The organism is Sphingomonas sp. DMC8 (assembly GCF_056314185.1).
This window is the reverse complement of sequence record NZ_JBQUYV010000004.1, coordinates 95886-110829: the sequence shown is the minus strand read 5'-3', so window position 1 is coordinate 110829 and position 14944 is coordinate 95886. Positions and strand designations below refer to the sequence as shown.

The 14944-nt window shown below is 67.3% G+C and carries 15 protein-coding genes and 1 riboswitch; of the genes, 8 read left to right on the top strand and 7 right to left on the bottom strand.

The features are described 5' to 3' along the window. Positions 1–24 precede the first annotated feature (24 nt). Positions 25–2139 (top strand): penicillin-binding protein 1C, encoded by a 2115-nt coding sequence (pbpC, locus tag ACT53K_RS09970; RefSeq protein WP_476228743.1) that lies wholly within the window; start codon positions 25–27, stop codon positions 2137–2139. A gap of 26 nt (positions 2140–2165) precedes the next feature. Here the strand turns inward: pbpC and ACT53K_RS09965 are convergent, their stop codons facing one another. Then, positions 2166–2642 (bottom strand): outer membrane protein assembly factor BamE, encoded by a 477-nt coding sequence (locus ACT53K_RS09965; protein ID WP_476228467.1) that lies wholly within the window; start codon positions 2640–2642, stop codon positions 2166–2168. 115 nt (positions 2643–2757) lie between these two features. Between ACT53K_RS09965 and ACT53K_RS09960 the strand changes: the two genes are divergently transcribed. Next, entirely contained in the window at positions 2758–3270 is a 513-nt protein-coding gene (locus ACT53K_RS09960; protein ID WP_476228466.1) for a ubiquinol-cytochrome C chaperone family protein, read from the top strand. Then, positions 3267–3803 (top strand): YceD family protein, encoded by a 537-nt coding sequence (locus tag ACT53K_RS09955; RefSeq protein WP_476228465.1) that lies wholly within the window; start codon positions 3267–3269, stop codon positions 3801–3803. Before ACT53K_RS09960 ends, ACT53K_RS09955 begins: the two co-directional genes overlap by 4 nt. On the opposite strand, the gene ACT53K_RS09950 is transcribed toward ACT53K_RS09955, so the two are convergent. The 3 genes from ACT53K_RS09950 to ACT53K_RS09940 all read right to left on the bottom strand — a co-directional run bounded on the left by ACT53K_RS09950 (position 3800) and on the right by ACT53K_RS09940 (position 5687). After that, positions 3800–4507: a DJ-1/PfpI family protein gene (locus ACT53K_RS09950; protein WP_476228464.1), complete on the bottom strand. Its 708-nt coding sequence runs from the start codon at positions 4505–4507 to the stop codon at positions 3800–3802. The two genes, ACT53K_RS09955 and ACT53K_RS09950, sit on opposite strands and share 4 nt — an antisense overlap. A gap of 15 nt (positions 4508–4522) precedes the next feature. Beyond that, positions 4523–4603: riboswitch (ZMP/ZTP riboswitch) on the bottom strand. 192 nt (positions 4604–4795) lie between these two features. Further along, positions 4796–5347 (bottom strand): RES family NAD+ phosphorylase, encoded by a 552-nt coding sequence (locus ACT53K_RS09945; RefSeq protein WP_476228463.1) that lies wholly within the window; start codon positions 5345–5347, stop codon positions 4796–4798. A gap of 1 nt (position 5348) precedes the next feature. Beyond that, the gene (locus ACT53K_RS09940; RefSeq protein ID WP_476228462.1) at positions 5349–5687 is read right to left on the bottom strand and encodes a hypothetical protein; all 339 of its coding nucleotides are present in this window, start codon (positions 5685–5687) and stop codon (positions 5349–5351) included. 664 nt (positions 5688–6351) lie between these two features. Here ACT53K_RS09940 and ACT53K_RS09935 point away from each other — a divergent pair. From ACT53K_RS09935 to ACT53K_RS09920, 4 genes are all read left to right on the top strand, one after another. Continuing rightward, positions 6352–7290, top strand: coding sequence for a DnaJ C-terminal domain-containing protein (locus tag ACT53K_RS09935; protein WP_476228461.1), 939 nt, complete (start codon positions 6352–6354; stop codon positions 7288–7290). Between the two features lie 6 nt (positions 7291–7296). Further along, on the top strand, positions 7297–8262 hold the full coding sequence (locus ACT53K_RS09930) for a YihY/virulence factor BrkB family protein (protein WP_476228460.1): 966 nt from the start codon (positions 7297–7299) through the stop codon (positions 8260–8262). Beyond that, a complete protein-coding gene (fabI, locus tag ACT53K_RS09925; RefSeq protein WP_476228459.1) occupies positions 8259–9062 on the top strand; it encodes an enoyl-ACP reductase FabI in 804 nt (267 codons plus the stop codon). The genes ACT53K_RS09930 and fabI overlap by 4 nt, the downstream gene beginning before the upstream one ends. A 199-nt stretch (positions 9063–9261) precedes the next feature. Next, the gene (locus ACT53K_RS09920) at positions 9262–10209 is read left to right on the top strand and encodes a hypothetical protein (protein WP_476228458.1); all 948 of its coding nucleotides are present in this window, start codon (positions 9262–9264) and stop codon (positions 10207–10209) included. A gap of 7 nt (positions 10210–10216) precedes the next feature. On the opposite strand, the gene ACT53K_RS09915 is transcribed toward ACT53K_RS09920, so the two are convergent. The 3 genes from ACT53K_RS09915 to ACT53K_RS09905 form a co-directional block, all read right to left on the bottom strand. Further along, positions 10217–11518: a dihydrolipoamide acetyltransferase family protein gene (locus tag ACT53K_RS09915; protein ID WP_476228456.1), complete on the bottom strand. Its 1302-nt coding sequence runs from the start codon at positions 11516–11518 to the stop codon at positions 10217–10219. Between the two features lie 5 nt (positions 11519–11523). Further along, positions 11524–12528, bottom strand: a complete 1005-nt coding sequence (locus ACT53K_RS09910; RefSeq protein WP_476228742.1) for an alpha-ketoacid dehydrogenase subunit beta — start codon at positions 12526–12528, stop codon at positions 11524–11526. A gap of 160 nt (positions 12529–12688) precedes the next feature. Further along, complete coding sequence (locus tag ACT53K_RS09905) at positions 12689–13960, bottom strand: thiamine pyrophosphate-dependent enzyme (RefSeq protein ID WP_476228455.1); 1272 nt, start codon at positions 13958–13960, stop codon at positions 12689–12691. 246 nt (positions 13961–14206) lie between these two features. Between ACT53K_RS09905 and ACT53K_RS09900 the strand changes: the two genes are divergently transcribed. Continuing rightward, on the top strand, positions 14207–14917 hold the full coding sequence (locus tag ACT53K_RS09900) for an ImuA family protein (RefSeq protein ID WP_476228741.1): 711 nt from the start codon (positions 14207–14209) through the stop codon (positions 14915–14917). The last annotated feature ends 27 nt before the right edge of the window (positions 14918–14944 follow it).

The following is a 14944-nucleotide window of genomic DNA, read 5'->3' as shown; positions in this document are numbered from 1 at the left end:
CTGCGCGCGGGCGGCTGGCGCTGGCTGTTGGCACCGACCAGGCTGGCGCTGGCGGCGCTGTGCCTGCTCGTCGCCGGGCTGGTGGCGCTCGACTGGATCACCGCCCCCCCACCGCTTCCATCCCCCGCCGCCGTGCGCACGCACTGGCAGCCGAGCGAGGCGTGGCTCTATGACCGCAACGGCACGCTGATCGACAGCAGCCGCGTCGATTTCCTGGCACGGCGGCTTGCCTGGACGCGGCTGCGCGATGTGGCCCCGGTGGCGCGCGATACGATCATGGGCGCTGAGGATCGCCGCTTCGCCAGCCATGCCGGCATCGACTGGCTTGCCATTGCCGCCACACTGCGCGACCGGATCGAAGGCAAGCGCCCGCGCGGCGCCTCCACCTTGTCGATGCAGGTCGCGGCGTTTCTGGCGCCCGAGCTGGCCCGGCCCGGCCGGCGCGGCTGGATCGACAAATTGCGCCAGATGCGCGCCGGTGCGCTGATCGAGCGGGTCTGGACCAAGGACCAGATTCTCGAGGCCTATCTGAACCTTGCGGGCTTCCGGGGGGAGTCGCAGGGGATCGGCGCCGCTGCGCTCAGCCTGTTCGGCAAGACACCCGCGACGCTGACGCAGGACGATGCGCTGCTGCTCGCCGCACTGCTGCCCGATCCGCGCGCGGGCGCCGCCGCCATCGCCGCGCGTGCCTGTGCGATGGCGCGGCGGGCGGATTGCGCGAGCCTTGCCGCCGGTGCCGCCTCGATGCTCGGCCCCGCGCGCAGCCTGGCGCTCGATCCGGGCCTTGCCCCGCACCTCGCCGCCAAGCTGCTCACCGCGCCGGGGATGCGGGTGAAGACCACGCTCGACGCGGGCATCCAGCGCGTCGCCATCGCCGCGCTACGCCGCCAGTTGCAGGATCTGGGCGGCAGCCGGGCGCGCGACGGCGCGGTGGTGGTCGCCGACAATGCGACCGGCGCGATCCTCGCCTATGTCGGCGGCATCGGTGGCGAATCGACTGCGCCGCAGGTCGACGGCGCCGCCGCCTATCGCCAGGCGGGATCGACGCTGAAGCCCTTCCTCTACGCCGAGGCGATCGAGAAAGGCTATCTGACCGCCGCCTCGCTGCTCGACGATTCGCCGGTGCAGCTCGACACCGCCTCGGGCCTCTACGTGCCCCAGAATTACGACCGCGCCTTCAAGGGGCCGGTATCGGCGCGGGTGGCGCTGGCCGGATCGCTCAACGTGCCGGCGGTGCGGACGCTGCTGCTGGTCGGTGTCGATGCGTTTCGCGACCGGCTATGGGACACCGGCTATCGCGGGCTGACCGAGGACGGCCAATATTATGGCTATTCGCTGGCGCTAGGCTCGGCCGAAGTGACGCTGGTCGAACAGGTCGCCGCCTATCGCAGCCTGGCGATCGGCGGGCGCTGGGCGCCGCTCCATGTCGAACCCGATGCGAAGACCTTCCCGCCGCGCGCCGTCACCACCCCGGCGGCGGCATGGATCGTGGCGGACATGCTCGCCGATCCCAATGCCCGCGTCGCCACCTTCGGCCCCGATTCGGCGCTGCGCCTCCCCTTCTGGGCGGCGGTGAAGACCGGCACGTCCAAGGCGATGCGCGACAATTGGTGCATCGGCTTTTCGGATCGCTTCACCGTCGGCGTCTGGGTCGGCAATCTCGAAGGCGATCCGATGCGCGCCGTCTCCGGCACCAGCGGCGCGGCCCCCGTGTGGCGCGACGTGATGGTGGCGCTGCACGAGGGCCGGCCCGGCCGCGCGCCGCCTCGCCCCGCCGGAATCGAGACCCGCACCGTCCGCTTCGCCCAGGGCGCCGAGCAGCCGCGCCGCGAATATTTCCTGACCGGCACCGCACTCGACCGGGTCGCGCTGGCGCCGGAGGCCGCGCGGCGGCCGCACATCACCAATCCCGCCTCGGGCAGCATCTATGCGCTCGATCCCGACATTCCGCCCGCCAACCAGCGGCTGGCGATCCAGCTCAGCGGCGACGTGGCCGGGCATCGGCTGCGGATGGACGGGCATGATCTGGGCGCGGCCGATTCGCCGCCGCTCATGCTCGCCCCGCCCGGCAGCCATCTGCTCCAGCTGGTCGATGCGGGCGGCCGGGTGATCGACCAGATCCGCTTCACCGTGCGCTGATGCCGCCAGCCCGGGCGGCAACCGGCTTACGGGCCGGTGTTGCCGCCGCTCGGTCCGCCTACGCCGGCCGCACCGACCGTGCCGATATTGCCGAACAGATCCTGGAAGAAATTGTGGTGGCGCCCCAGCGTCGGCGTCTTCTTGCCATAGGGCGAGACCGAGGCGATCAGCTCGGCACCGGTCTTGTCGACGGCGATGACGTTGCCGGCCTGATCGAATCGCACGCGCAGCGTCATCTGGCTCGTCACCCGCGGCTTCTTGTACTGCAGGTTCGAGTTGGCGCGCGACACATAATACCATTCGCCTTCGTTGAACTGGCTGGTCAGCGTCGGATGGCCCAGCGTCTGCAGCACCGACTGGCGCGTATCGATGCCCGGCTGGACAGAGGAAATCAGGTCATTGTCGACAACATAGCCGGTGTGCGTCCGCGTCGGCGCGCAGGCGGTGGTGCCGAGCGCGGCGAGCAACGCGGCGGCGCCGAGCGTGCGAACGGAAAGCGACATGGGAATCTCCAGGCAAACGCAACCGGCCGCGCATTGCATCGCGGACCGAACGCCTCAATATGCGGCAAAATGCGGCCAAACAAGGTCGCGACCGAGGAACGGACGAACAACAGCGATGCGAATGCTCCAGCGGCTCCTGCGCCGCCCCGATCGCGGCACCGCGCCGCAGCTCTATCGCGCCGTGGTGGAACGCGGCCGCGCGCCGCACTGGTATCTCGACGGCGCCGTGCCCGACACGGTCGACGGACGGTTCGACATGATCGCCGCCGTGCTGTGCATGGTGCTGCTGCGGCTGGAGGCGGAACCGGCGGGAATCGCCCCCAGCACCGCGCTGGCCGAATGCTTTATCGACGATATGGACGGCCAGTTGCGCGAGATCGGCATCGGCGACATCATCGTCGGCAAGCATGTCGGGCGGATGATGGGCATGCTGGGCGGCCGGCTGGGCGCCTATCGCGCCGGGCTGGAAAGCGGCACGCTGGCACCTGCGCTGGTGCGCAACCTCTATCGCGGCGCCGAGCCCGAGCCCGCCGCGCTGGCGCATGTCGAGGCGCAGCTTCGCGCCCTGCACACCGCACTCGCCGCCCAGCCGATCGCGCAGCTGATCGCCGGAGAACTGCCCCGATGACCGCCCCCGAATTTTCCCGCCCCCACCGGCTCGACCAGATCGGTGCGGGCGAAAGCGAAGTCCCCGTCGCCGCCGACGAGGCCGAGCGCGCCGCCCTGTCCCGCCGGTTCGGCCTTGCCGCGATCGAGCGGTTGGAGGCCGTCTATCGCCTGCGCCGCGATGCGCAGGGCATCGTCGCCCATGGCCATCTCTCCGCCCGGCTGACCCAGAGCTGCGTCGTGACCGGCGATCCGCTGCCGGCCAGGGTGGAGGAAGATTTCGCGATTCGCTTCGTCCCCGAGCCGGAAGCAGGCAGCGCCGACGACGAAGTCGAGCTGAGCGAGGACGAATGCGACATCGTCTTCTACACCGGCGGCACGATCGACCTTGGCGAGGCCGCGGCCGAAACGATGGCGCTGGCGCTGGACCCCTATCCCCGCAGCCCCCGCGCCGCCGACGTGCTGCGCGCGGCGGGGGTGAAGACCGAAGAGGAAGCCGGCCCGATGGGCGCGCTGTCGGGGTTGAAGGATTTGCTGGGGAAGAAGGGGGGCTAGGCGGGCAGCAGCCCCTGCGCCTTCAGCCGATCGGCCACGGCGCGCACCTGTTCGGCGCGGCCGGGCGCGTTCCGCTCGACCATTGCGTGATAGCGCGCCAGCGTTTCGGCATCGGCGCGGTCGGGCGAGCCGCTGTCGAACGGCGGCGCAGGATCATATTCGAGGCTTAGCTGCACCAGCCGCGCATGCGCCTCGCCCCGTATCGCAGCCGTCAGCGCCAGCGCGAAGTCGATGCCCGCCGTCACGCCGCCGCCCGTCACGCGGTTGCGATCGAACACCACGCGCTCGGCAACCGGCTCGGCGCCGAACCAGGCAAGCTGGTCGCGCGAGGCCCAGTGGCAGGCCGCCCGATAACCGGTGAGCAACCCCGCCGCCGCCAGCAGCAAGGAGCCGGTGCACACGCTCGTCACCCACTGCGCGCCTTCCCCCACCTGCCGCAGCCAGGCGAGCGTCGCTTCGTCCTGCATCGCCGCCACGGTGCCGAAGCCGCCGGGCACGCAGAGCAGATCGGTTGCGGCAAGCGAATCGAAAGTCGCGCTGGGCAGGAGCGGAAATTGCGCGTCGGTCAGCACCGGCGCCAGAGACGCAGCAACCAGATCGATCTTCACATCGCCCAGGCGCGACAGCACCTGCGCGGGGCCGGTCAGATCGAGCTGGGTAACGCCGGGAAACAGCAGAAAGGCGATATGGAGCGGTTCGGCCACAGGTTCCTCCATCGGGAAGGGTGCCCAGGCGATGCGGCCATTCTACCCCGCGCTCCCCGATGGTGCTCCATCCGATCGCCAGTCACGCGGGTAGGGTTGGGATAGCATCTTGCTCCGCCGCTGTCATCGGGGGAGCGGAGGCTGCGAAAGAATCAGGTCTCCATTCCGCCTGCGCCGGTAGCGATTTTCATATCCCGACAGCGCCTCTCCGCGCCGCGACCAACACCTGCGTCACCATTGCAACGGGCAGCCTCTCCCGTCTGGGCTTCCCGTCATGTCGCGCCGGCTCTACCGCTTGTTGCCGCGTCGCCATGCTGCCCAGTCCACGTCCTCGGTTGAGCGGACCTCAAGCGAGGTCGCAGCGTCGCGGTCCATGAACACGACGAGATTCTGAGAGCGATGTCGAGCGCTCGGGACAAGAAGCCCATCGAACTCCATGAAGTGCGCAGCCGCCGCAAGCGCCTGGCAAGCCTCATAGTCGAAACTGGAATAGCGATCGGTGTTGATGCCGAATGCAGCGAGCGCCGGCACGTCTGCAAAATGGAGGGTCCGCTCGGTCTGGACTCCAATCGCGTGGATCTGATGCGAGATGCGACTTGGCCAGACGGGTTCGAGGCCGAGCCGAAACCCGATTTCGGCAAGCGCGCCATCGCGTTGGAGACTCGTGTAGAGCACTTCGATCGAACCGCCGGGGCTCCACCGCCCCGGTGCCGCAGAACCGCGGATCGGATCGCGATCCGACCGTGTGACCCGCCACACGTCCAAGGTTAATGCTGTCGTTTCGGTAGCCTCAAGGGCGTCAAGGATCGCCCGGTCATGCATCCGCGGCGAGCCCGTCACCTTAGCTGTACGTCCCTTCGTTCAGCCCTTCGATGATACCCAGCACCGCATCCGCGCGACCTTCGTGGATGAGATCGATCGCACGCTCGCCGTTGAGCAAGGGATGCTTGGCGTAGAGCCAGAGGCGCGTCTCTTCGGGATCGTAGAGGTCGGCGAGCCGATCAACGACATAGCGAAGATCCGAGATCAGAAGCTGGGTCTTGGGCTGCGGGAACGACGTGCCGGTAGTCCAGCGCGATACCGTGGCGGGGGACACGGCCGCGATGTTCGCGACGTCCGTGCCTTTCAGCCCTCCGCGCTCCCGCAGGTCGTTGATGATTGTAGCGACTGCACTTGCCATATTTATCGTCCGAAAACCGCGCTAATGCCCTTTGATCCGCCCCTGAAGATGGTGGCGGGCGACCGGGTATCAGGCTTCTTTTGAATCAAGGCCGGAGCGCGCATCGCGGAGACGGATTTGCGGTGGCCCGTAAGCCCAAGACGGAGAAAGCCGGCAAGCGGGGGCGTCTGTGGTCGGAGGACGTGAAGCGTAGCAGCCATAGCCGAGCCTTCCTAATCGACCCAATTTATATACATTTTCATTTCACAAAGTCAATTCGTGAAACGCTAATGCAATTTCAGGTTGGTGCCATTCGCCGTTTGGTGCAGCCGAATCTGGTCGCGAACCGCCCTTGCCAACCACCCCATTGTTCCCCATATGTTCGAATCGCACCTCACAAGGCGCCGCTCTTTGCACCCGCCGGATCAATACCCCCTCACCTCTCGCGCATGCGCGCGTGAGCCTAAACTTCGTCCCGCCCGCCCGCAGGAAAATCCGCTCGGCGTCGGCACCGAACCGGCCTGCGAGATATACGCGAGGTGCCTAAACTTCCTAAACTTCGACAATCGTGCAGGTACCGCCTGCACTGCCGCCCCTTGCGCGAAACGGTTCGCGCGCCGATGTTCCCGGCGAGCGCCCTTCTATAAGGGACGGGCAGATTTTTTGGTACGAACTGGGGAATTAGGTGGCGGATCCTTACGCAACGCTGGGTGTGGCGCGCAGTGCGAGCGAGGCGGACATCAAGAAGGCCTATCGCAAGCTGGCCAAGGAGCTGCACCCCGATCGCAACCAGGACAATCCGAAGGCGGCCGAACGGTTCAGCCAGGTGACGCAGGCCTATGACCTGTTGACCGATGCCGACAAGCGCGCGCGGTTCGACCGGGGCGAGATCGACGGCGACGGCAACCCCACCGCGCCATTCGGCTTTGGCGGCGCAGGCGCCGGCGCGGGCGGCGGCTTTCGCCCCGGCGGCGGCCATTTCGATTTCGGCGGCGGCGAAAGCGACATCGGCGATATTTTCGAAGGGCTGTTCGGCGGCGGCAAGCGCGGCGGCGGTGGCGGGTTCAGCGGCGGCTTTGGCGGGTTCGGCCGGCGCCAGCAGCCCAAGGGCGCCAATATCGCCTATCGCCTGGCGGTGGCGTTCGAGGATGCGGCCCGGCTGGCGCCGCAGCGCATCACCCTGCGCGACGGCAAGACGATCGACCTGAAGCTGCCCGCCGGGCTGGAGGACGGCACGCAGATGCGCCTTGCCGGCAAGGGCGAGGAAGGCCCGGGCGGCCCCGGCGACGCCATCGTCACCATCGAAATCCAGCCGCACCGTTTCTACACCCGCGAGGGCGACGACATCCGGCTCGACCTGCCGGTGACGCTGGCGGAAGCGGTGCTGGGCGCGCAGGTGCGCGTGCCGACACCCGACGGCCCGGTGATGCTCACCGTGCCCAAGGGCTCCACCTCGGGCAAGGTGCTGCGCCTAAAGGGGCGGGGTTTCCACCACAAGGCGGGCGGGCGCGGCGACCTGCTCGTCACGCTGATGGTCGACCTGCCGGTCGATGACGATGCGCTGATCGAATTTGCACAGGGCTGGCAGAACAAGGGGAACCCGCGCGGCCGCATGGGCGTCTGACCGCCTGTGGACGACCCGCAGCGCCTCCCCTTCTCGCCGCAATCGCCCGAGGCGCGGCGGACAGGCGCGGGCGGTACCATCCACCGCCGGCTCAGCGATCTGGGTATGCCCGAGCGCGTCTATGAAGTGCTGAAGCGCGTGGTGGTCGGCACGTTCAACGACGGGTTCACCTATGCCGGCAACCTTGCCTATCTGTCGCTGGTAACGCTGTTCCCCTTCTTCATCGTCGCCACGGCGGTGGCCAGCCTGCTCGGCCGCACCGGCACCGGGGTGCACGCGCTGGAGGCATTCCTGCGCACCGTGCCGCCCGATGTCGCCCATCTGCTGCGCGATCCGGTGGTGGAAGTGCTGCATGCCCGCACCGGCTGGCTGTTGTGGTTCGGCGCGCTGGTCGGGCTTTGGACCACCGCCGGCTTTATCGAGACGATTCGCAGCATCGTCCGTTCTGCCTATGGCGTGCCGGCGGGCGAATCCTTCTGGCGATACCGGCTGGGGGCGATCGGGCTGATCGTGCTGTCGGTCCTGCTGGTGATGCTGGCCTTTGCCGTGCAAGTACTGCTGACCGGGGTGGAGCAGTTCCTCTACCGGGTGCTGCCCTGGGCGGTGGAGGCACAGCGTTTCGCGGCGTTCAGCCGGCTGGTACCGGGCTTTGCGCTGTTCGGGGCGCTCTACATCCTGTTCTACTGGCTCACGCCTAGCCGGTATCGCCGCACCGCCTGCCCCAAATGGCCGGGCGCGGCGTTCACCACCTGCTGGTGGATGGCCGTCACCGCCATTCTGCCGCGGGTGCTGGGAACCATGGGCGGCTACGGCGCCACCTATGGCAGCTTGGCGGGCGTGATGGTGACGCTGATCTTCTTTTTCCTCGTCGGGCTTGGCCTTGTCGTAGGGGCCGAACTCAACGCCGCACTGGCGGAAACGCCCGAACCCGGTCTAGAGGGGCAGCAAGGACAGGAGATTCAGACGAAGTGACCGGATTGATGCAAGGGAAGCGCGGGCTCATCATGGGCCTCGCCAACGACAAGTCGCTGGCCTGGGGGATCGCCAAGGCTTTGCATGCGCAGGGGGCCGAACTCGCCTTTTCCTATCAGGGCGATGCCCTGCTGAAGCGCGTGAAGCCGCTGGCCGAACAGCTCGGCTCCGACTTCCTCCTCGATTGCGACGTCGCCGATATGGCGGCGCTCGACGGCACGTTCGAAACGCTGGCGGCGCGCTGGCCGACGATCGACTTCGTCGTCCATGCGATCGGCTTTTCGGACAAGAACCAGCTCCGCGGGCGCTATTACGACACCACGCTCGACAATTTCCTGATGACCATGAACATCTCGGTCTACAGCTTCACCGCCGTCGCCCAGCGAGCGCGGCGGCTGATGCCGAACGGCGGCAGCCTGCTGACGCTCAGCTATTATGGCGCGGAAAAGGTTGTCCCCCATTACAATGTGATGGGTGTGGCCAAGTCGGCGCTGGAGACGTCGGTCAAATATCTGGCGATGGACATGGGGCCGGAAAATATCCGGGTGAACGCCATTTCCGCCGGCCCGATCCAGACGCTGGCGGCGCGCGGCATCGGCGATTTCAACTATATCCTGAAGTGGAACCAGCTGAACTCGCCGCTGCGCCGCAACGTGACGATCGAGGATGTCGGCGGCGCCGGGCTCTATATGCTGTCGGATCTGTCGGCCGGCGTCACCGGCGAAATCCACCATGTCGATGCCGGCTACAACGTGATCGGCATGAAGGCAGAGGACGCGCCCGACATCGCGCTTTCCTAATCCTGCCAGCCGACGCGGCCGGGGCGATCAGGCCCTGCCCGCGCCGCAGCGGCGCCCCCTTGTAACGGGGCGCCGCAGTGCCCTGCATCGCCGAGAGAATGCATCCAGCCTGGATCTTTAGGCCCCGAAATCGTTGCGCGCCGCAACCGAATTGCTAGGCAATGCGCCGGCGGGGGGAGCCTATATGGTTGGGGGTATCATGTCGGACGAACAAACCATCGCGGAACAGGCGCCGCACGGCCATCCGCTGATCGCCGTGCTGACCGGCGGCGCGGTGCTCGTGCTCGCCGCCATTGCCGCGCCGCGGCTGCTGCCGCCGCAGCCCTTCGCCCTGCTGCTGGGGGCGGGCTTCGTGCTCGGCATTCTGCTGTGGCTGGCGGGCTTCGTCTGGACGATCCGCCGTGCGGAAATGGGCTGGCGGCTGGGCTCGCTCGCGCTGCTGGCGGTTGCCGGCATCGGCACCGGGCTGGTCGCCAACGGCCAGTTCCAGAGCCGGGCGCGCGCCGATGCCAGCAGCTTCGCCGACCTCGAGCTGACCGCCGACGGCACGCCGCAATTCCCCGCCGATGCCGCCGGCCGCGGCCCGATCTCGCAGCATTTCGCGCAGGTCGCCGCCGCCGAGCAGCAGGCCGAACACAGCTATGACGAGGGACTGAAGCGGTTGGGCGTGGGCGCGCTCAACAGCCCCTACACGCTGGGCCAGGACCCGCGCGCGATTGCCGATTGCAATGCCTTCACGGCGCTGCGCCGGCAGGCCGAGGCGGCCGGTGCCGATCGCGCCAAGGCCCGCACCGCACTGCGCCAGGCGATTGCCGGCGCGCAACTGGCCGAGGGCGCGAAGAAGGGCATTGCCACCATGGCCGGCACCGACGGGGCAGGCGATCCGCGCCTCCAGAACCGGCTGGCGATGCTCGATGCTACCCATCAGCTGTGCGTGCTGCTGGCGAAGAAGAGCTGGTCGAATGCCGGCGGCTATTTCGGCTTTGCAAGTGCCGCCGACATGGCGACGTTCCGCCAGCTCCAGGCCCAGCGCCAGTCGCTTGCCGCCGAGGCCGAAGGGATCGACCGGGCGGAACGCGCAAGGATGATCGAAGGCCGCGACGCCGTGCGTCAGGCGCTTAGCGAATCGATCTTCTTCGCGCGCTGAGCGGGGCTCAATCGGCGAATAGCAGAACCGGGGTTTCCAGCAGCTTCTTCACCGCCTGAACGAAGCTTGCGGCATCCCAGCCGTCAACGACACGATGGTCGCAACTGATTGAGAGGTTCATCAGCTTGGCGCGGACGATATCATCGCCGTGAAAAACCGGGCGCTCGACGATCTTGTTCGGGCCGATGATCGCCACCTCCGGCCGGTTGATTACCGGCGTCGTGGCAATGCCGCCGAGCGGGCCGAGCGAGGTGACCGTGAGCGTCGAGCCGCTCAGTTCCTCCGATTTCGCCTTGCCGGTGCGCGCAGCTTCGGCAAGGCGCGTGATCTCGCTCGCTAACTGCCAGACATTCTTGTCCTGCGCATCGCGGATCACCGGCACCATCAGCCCGGCATCGGTCTGCGTCGCCATGCCGAGATGGACGCGGCCGTGGCGGGTCACCACACCGGCCTCGTCGTCATAGCGGGCGTTGAGCATCGGGAAGTCGGGCAGCGTGCGGCACAGCGCGACGATCAGGAAGGGCAGCATGGTCAGCTTGGGCCGCTGGCCACGGTTGGCGTTGAGGTCGGCGCGCATCGCTTCGAGCGCGGTGACGTCGATCTCGTCGACATAGGTGAAGTGGGGGATGGCGCGCTTCGACGCGGCCATGTTCTCGGCAATGCGGCGGCGCATGCCGATCACCTTCACCGGCTGGTCCTCGCGGGCGCGGCTGGCGTGCGGCGCGTGATAGCCCTGCGCGCTGCCATAGCGGAGGAAGGCGTCGAGATCGGCGTGACGGATGCGATCACCCTCGGCCGGCTTCACCTGCGCAAGGTCGATGCCGAGGTCGGCCGCACGGGCGCGCACGGCGGGGGAAGCGAGGACGTGCACCTTCTCTCCCCCTTCCGCTTGCGGGAGGGGGGCGGGGGGAGGAGGTGACGTGGTAGTGGCGGGTGTGGGCGCAGTTTCAGCCCCTCCCCCGGCCCCTCCCGCAAGCGGAAGGGGAGCGCCGGCTTCAGCCTCGGTCGCTTCCTCCACACCCGGATTCTCGGCCTCGACCTGTTCCTCGACCGGCGTCTCCGCCTCGCCTTCGACCTCGATCACCATCAGCGCCGAACCAATCGGCACCTGGTCGCCCACTTCGCCGGCGAGCTCGACCACCACGCCGGAGACGGGCGATTCCATCTCCACCGTGGCCTTGTCGGTCATCATGTCGGCGACCTGCTGGTCTTCCTCCACGCGATCGCCGATCTTCACGTGCCAGGCGACGATCTCTGCCTCGGCGATGCCTTCGCCGATGTCCGGCAGACGAAAGGTAAAACGAGCCATGGGCGTCAATCCTTGAGGAGTTTGTTGAGCGCCTCGCGGATCCGCACCGGACCCGGGAAATAGGCCCATTCGAGGCTGTGGGGATAGGGCGTATCGAAACCGGTGACGCGGGCGATCGGCGCTTCGAGATGGTAGAAGCAGCGCTCCTGCACCAAGGCGGAAAGCTCGGCACCGAAGCCGGAGGTGCGCGTCGCTTCATGGACGATCATGCAACGGCCGGTCTTCTTCACCGACGCCTCGATCGCCGCGATGTCGAGCGGCACAAGGGTGCGCAGGTCGATGATCTCGACGTCGACGCCCAGCTCCTCGATGGTGCTCGCGACGACATGCACCATCGTGCCGTAGCATAGAATCGTCACCGCCTCGCCTTCGCGCACCGTTGCTGCTTTGCCGAGTTCGACGCGGTAATAGCCTTCGGGCACTTCGCTGGCGGGATGCGCCGTCCAGTTCTTCGCCGGGCGATCATAATGGCCGTCGAACGGGCCGTTATAGATGCGCTTGGGCTCGAGGAAGAGGACGGGATCGTTATCCTCAATCGCGGCGATCAGCAGGCCCTTGGCGTCATAGGGCGTCGACGGGATCACCGTCTTGATTCCCGAGACGTGCGTGAAGATGCCCTCGGGCGACTGGCTGTGCGTCTGTCCGCCGAAGATGCCGCCGCCATAGGGCGAGCGCACCGTTATCGGCGCGGTGAAGTCGCCGTTCGAGCGATAGCGCAGCCGCGCCGCCTCGGATACGAGTTGGTCGAGCGCCGGGTAGATATAGTCGGCGAACTGGATTTCGGGCACGGGGCGCAGGCCATAGGCGCCCATGCCGATCGACACGCCGACAATGCCGATCTCGGTGATCGGCGTATCGAAGGCGCGGGTCTTGCCATATTTGGCCTGGAGCCCAGCGGTCGCGCGGAACACGCCGCCGAAATAGCCGACATCCTCACCCATCACGACCACATTGGGGTCGCGTTCCATCATCACGTCCATGGCGGAATTGATCGCCTGGATCATGTTCATACGGGTAGTGGTGCTCATGCTGCACCTCCGGGGAGCGTGGTGCGGCCACCCTCACCCTTCCGCGCCTTCGGCGCTCCCTCCCTCTCCCGGTGGGAGAGGGAAGGGGCCCATCGCGCAGCGATGGGAAGGGTGAGGGTGATATGTTGGCAGTCCATGCCGCTCATATGCCGGCCGCCTTGCGCTCGGCGATCATCTGGTCGCTCTGTTCCTTCAAATGCCAGGGCATTTCCTCGAACACGCCCTCGAACATGGTCTCGAACGGCTGGTGCATGCCGTGACCGAGGATGCCGTTCTTCTCGGCAGCCTTTTGCGCGGCCTTCACCGTCTCGGCGAGCTCGAGGTCCATCGCCGCATGGCGTTCCTCGTCCCATTCGCTTAAGGCGATCAGATGGTCCTTCAGCCGCCGGATCGGATCACCGAGCGGCCAGGCATTGGGCTCGCCGGCCGAGCGATAGGCGCTGGGATCGTCCGAGGTGGAATGCCCCTCGGCGCGGTAGGTGAAATGCTCGATCAGCGTCGGCCCCTGATTGGTCCGCGCGCGCTCAGCCGCCCACTGGGTCGCCGCATACACGGCTAGCGCATCATTGCCATCGACGCGCAGCCCGGCGATGCCATAGCCAATCGCCCGCGCCGCAAAGGTGGTCGCCTCGGCACCGGCAAAACCGGAGAAGCTCGAGATCGCCCATTGGTTGTTGACGACGTTGAAGATCACCGGCGCGCGATAGACGGTTGCGAAGGTGAGCGCCGAGTGGAAGTCGCCTTCCGCTGTAGAGCCTTCGCCGCACCAGGTGGCGGCGATGCGAGTGTCGCCGCGCGCCGCGCTCGCCATCGCCCAGCCCACCGCCTGCGGGTATTGCGTGGCGAGGTTGCCGGAGATTGAGAAGAAACCCGTTTCCTTCGACGAATACATGATCGGCAGCTGCCGGCCCTGCAGCGGATCGCCCTTGTTCGAATAGATCTGGTTCATCATGTCGATCAGCGGATAGCCCCGCGTGATCAGGATGCCCTGCTGGCGATAGCTGGGGAAACACATGTCGTCGCCGGCCATCGCCAGCGCGGCGGCGACGGACACGGCCTCCTCGCCGGTCGACTTCATGTAGAAGCTGGTCTTGCCCTGGCGCTGGGCGCGGAACATGCGCTCGTCGAAGGCGCGGGTCAGCGCCATGCTGCGCAGCATTTTGCGCTTCGCCTCTGCATCCAGCCGCGGATTCCACGGACCAACGGCGTTCCCCGAATCGTCGAGTACGCGGATCAAGCCATAAGCGAGGTCGTGGAACTGCTCTGCCTTTTCCGCGCTGTCTGGCCGGCGCGCGGCACCCGCTGGGGGTATCGACAGGTCGCTGAAATCGGCTTCGTCCCCGGGGCGGAATCGCGGCTCGGGCACATGCAGCGATAGCGGCGGCAGGTTGGCGCGCGGGGCGTCCACCGTCATGGTCTCTCCATCAAAAACGGCCGTGTCGCCACGGACAACGCACGAACTCGAATTGCGCGACTCTGTTATAAAATTTCAAAGCGGCTGTCGAGATGGGGCAGCAGGGCTGGCCTAAAAATTTGACCTTCGGAGTCCGATTGACTTGCGACGAGATTGGAACAAAATAGGAACGAACGAGTCGGACCTGTCATCAACCCCGAGCGAGTCGCCGTGCCCGATCCTGCCACTCTCGACCAGTTGCGCGCAATGCTCAGCGCCATCGACGGCACCGGATTCCGCAGGCGCCCGGTGCTGCCGTTCGGGCTGGAGCAGCTCGATTCGCGGCTGGCGGACGCAGGACTACGCCTCGATGCGCTGCACGAAATTGCCGGCGCCTCGCCCGACCTGACCGACGATTGCGCCGCCACCACCTTCCTCGGCGGGATTGCCGCGCGCTGTTGGGGTCCGGTGCTGTGGGTGGTGCGCCGCCGCGACCTGTTCGCCCCTGGGCTGGCGCAGGTGGGGCTCGACCCCAAGCGCGTCATCTATGCCGAGGCGCGCGACGACGACGAACTGCTCGCGATCATGGAGGAAGGGCTGCGACATCGTGGTCTGGGTGCGGTGATCGGCGAAGTGAAGCGAGTCGCCATGCCCGCCACCCGGCGATTGCAACTGGTGGCCGAAGGCGGCCGCACGATCGCGCTGCTGCTCAAGCGCCATGCCCGCGAAGGAAGCGATCCTTTCGGCGCGCCGTCTGCGGCGGTTACACGCTGGCGGGTTAGCTGTGCTCCCTCGGCACCGTTGCCGGTGGAGGGCGTGGGCCGGCCGCGCTGGGAGCTGTCGCTGGCACGGCAACGTGGGGGGGAATCGTTCCAACTGTTGGTGGAGGCTTGCGATGCAACGGGTCGCTGCGCTCTTCCTGCCCCACTGGTCGCTCGACCGCGTGCGGCGGGCCGAGCGGCGCGCGCTGCCGCCTGAGCGGGGCCGGGCGCCTTCCACCGATGC

Excerpts from the sequence above, each read along its gene's own strand:
- ACT53K_RS09955 (WP_476228465.1), top strand. The coding sequence starts at position 3,267 with ATGACCGCCCCCGAATTTTCCCGCCCCCACCGGCTCGACCAGATCGGT.
- ACT53K_RS09920 (WP_476228458.1), top strand. The coding sequence starts at position 9,262 with ATGTCGGACGAACAAACCATCGCGGAACAGGCGCCGCACGGCCATCCG.
- ACT53K_RS09900 (WP_476228741.1), top strand. The coding sequence starts at position 14,207 with ATGCTCAGCGCCATCGACGGCACCGGATTCCGCAGGCGCCCGGTGCTG.
- ACT53K_RS09915 (WP_476228456.1), bottom strand. The coding sequence starts at position 11,518 with ATGGCTCGTTTTACCTTTCGTCTGCCGGACATCGGCGAAGGCATCGCC.
- ACT53K_RS09960 (WP_476228466.1), top strand. The coding sequence starts at position 2,758 with ATGCGAATGCTCCAGCGGCTCCTGCGCCGCCCCGATCGCGGCACCGCG.
- ACT53K_RS09910 (WP_476228742.1), bottom strand. The coding sequence starts at position 12,528 with ATGAACATGATCCAGGCGATCAATTCCGCCATGGACGTGATGATGGAA.
- ACT53K_RS09940 (WP_476228462.1), bottom strand. The coding sequence starts at position 5,687 with ATGGCAAGTGCAGTCGCTACAATCATCAACGACCTGCGGGAGCGCGGA.
- ACT53K_RS09965 (WP_476228467.1), bottom strand. The coding sequence starts at position 2,642 with ATGTCGCTTTCCGTTCGCACGCTCGGCGCCGCCGCGTTGCTCGCCGCG.
- ACT53K_RS09905 (WP_476228455.1), bottom strand. The coding sequence starts at position 13,960 with ATGACGGTGGACGCCCCGCGCGCCAACCTGCCGCCGCTATCGCTGCAT.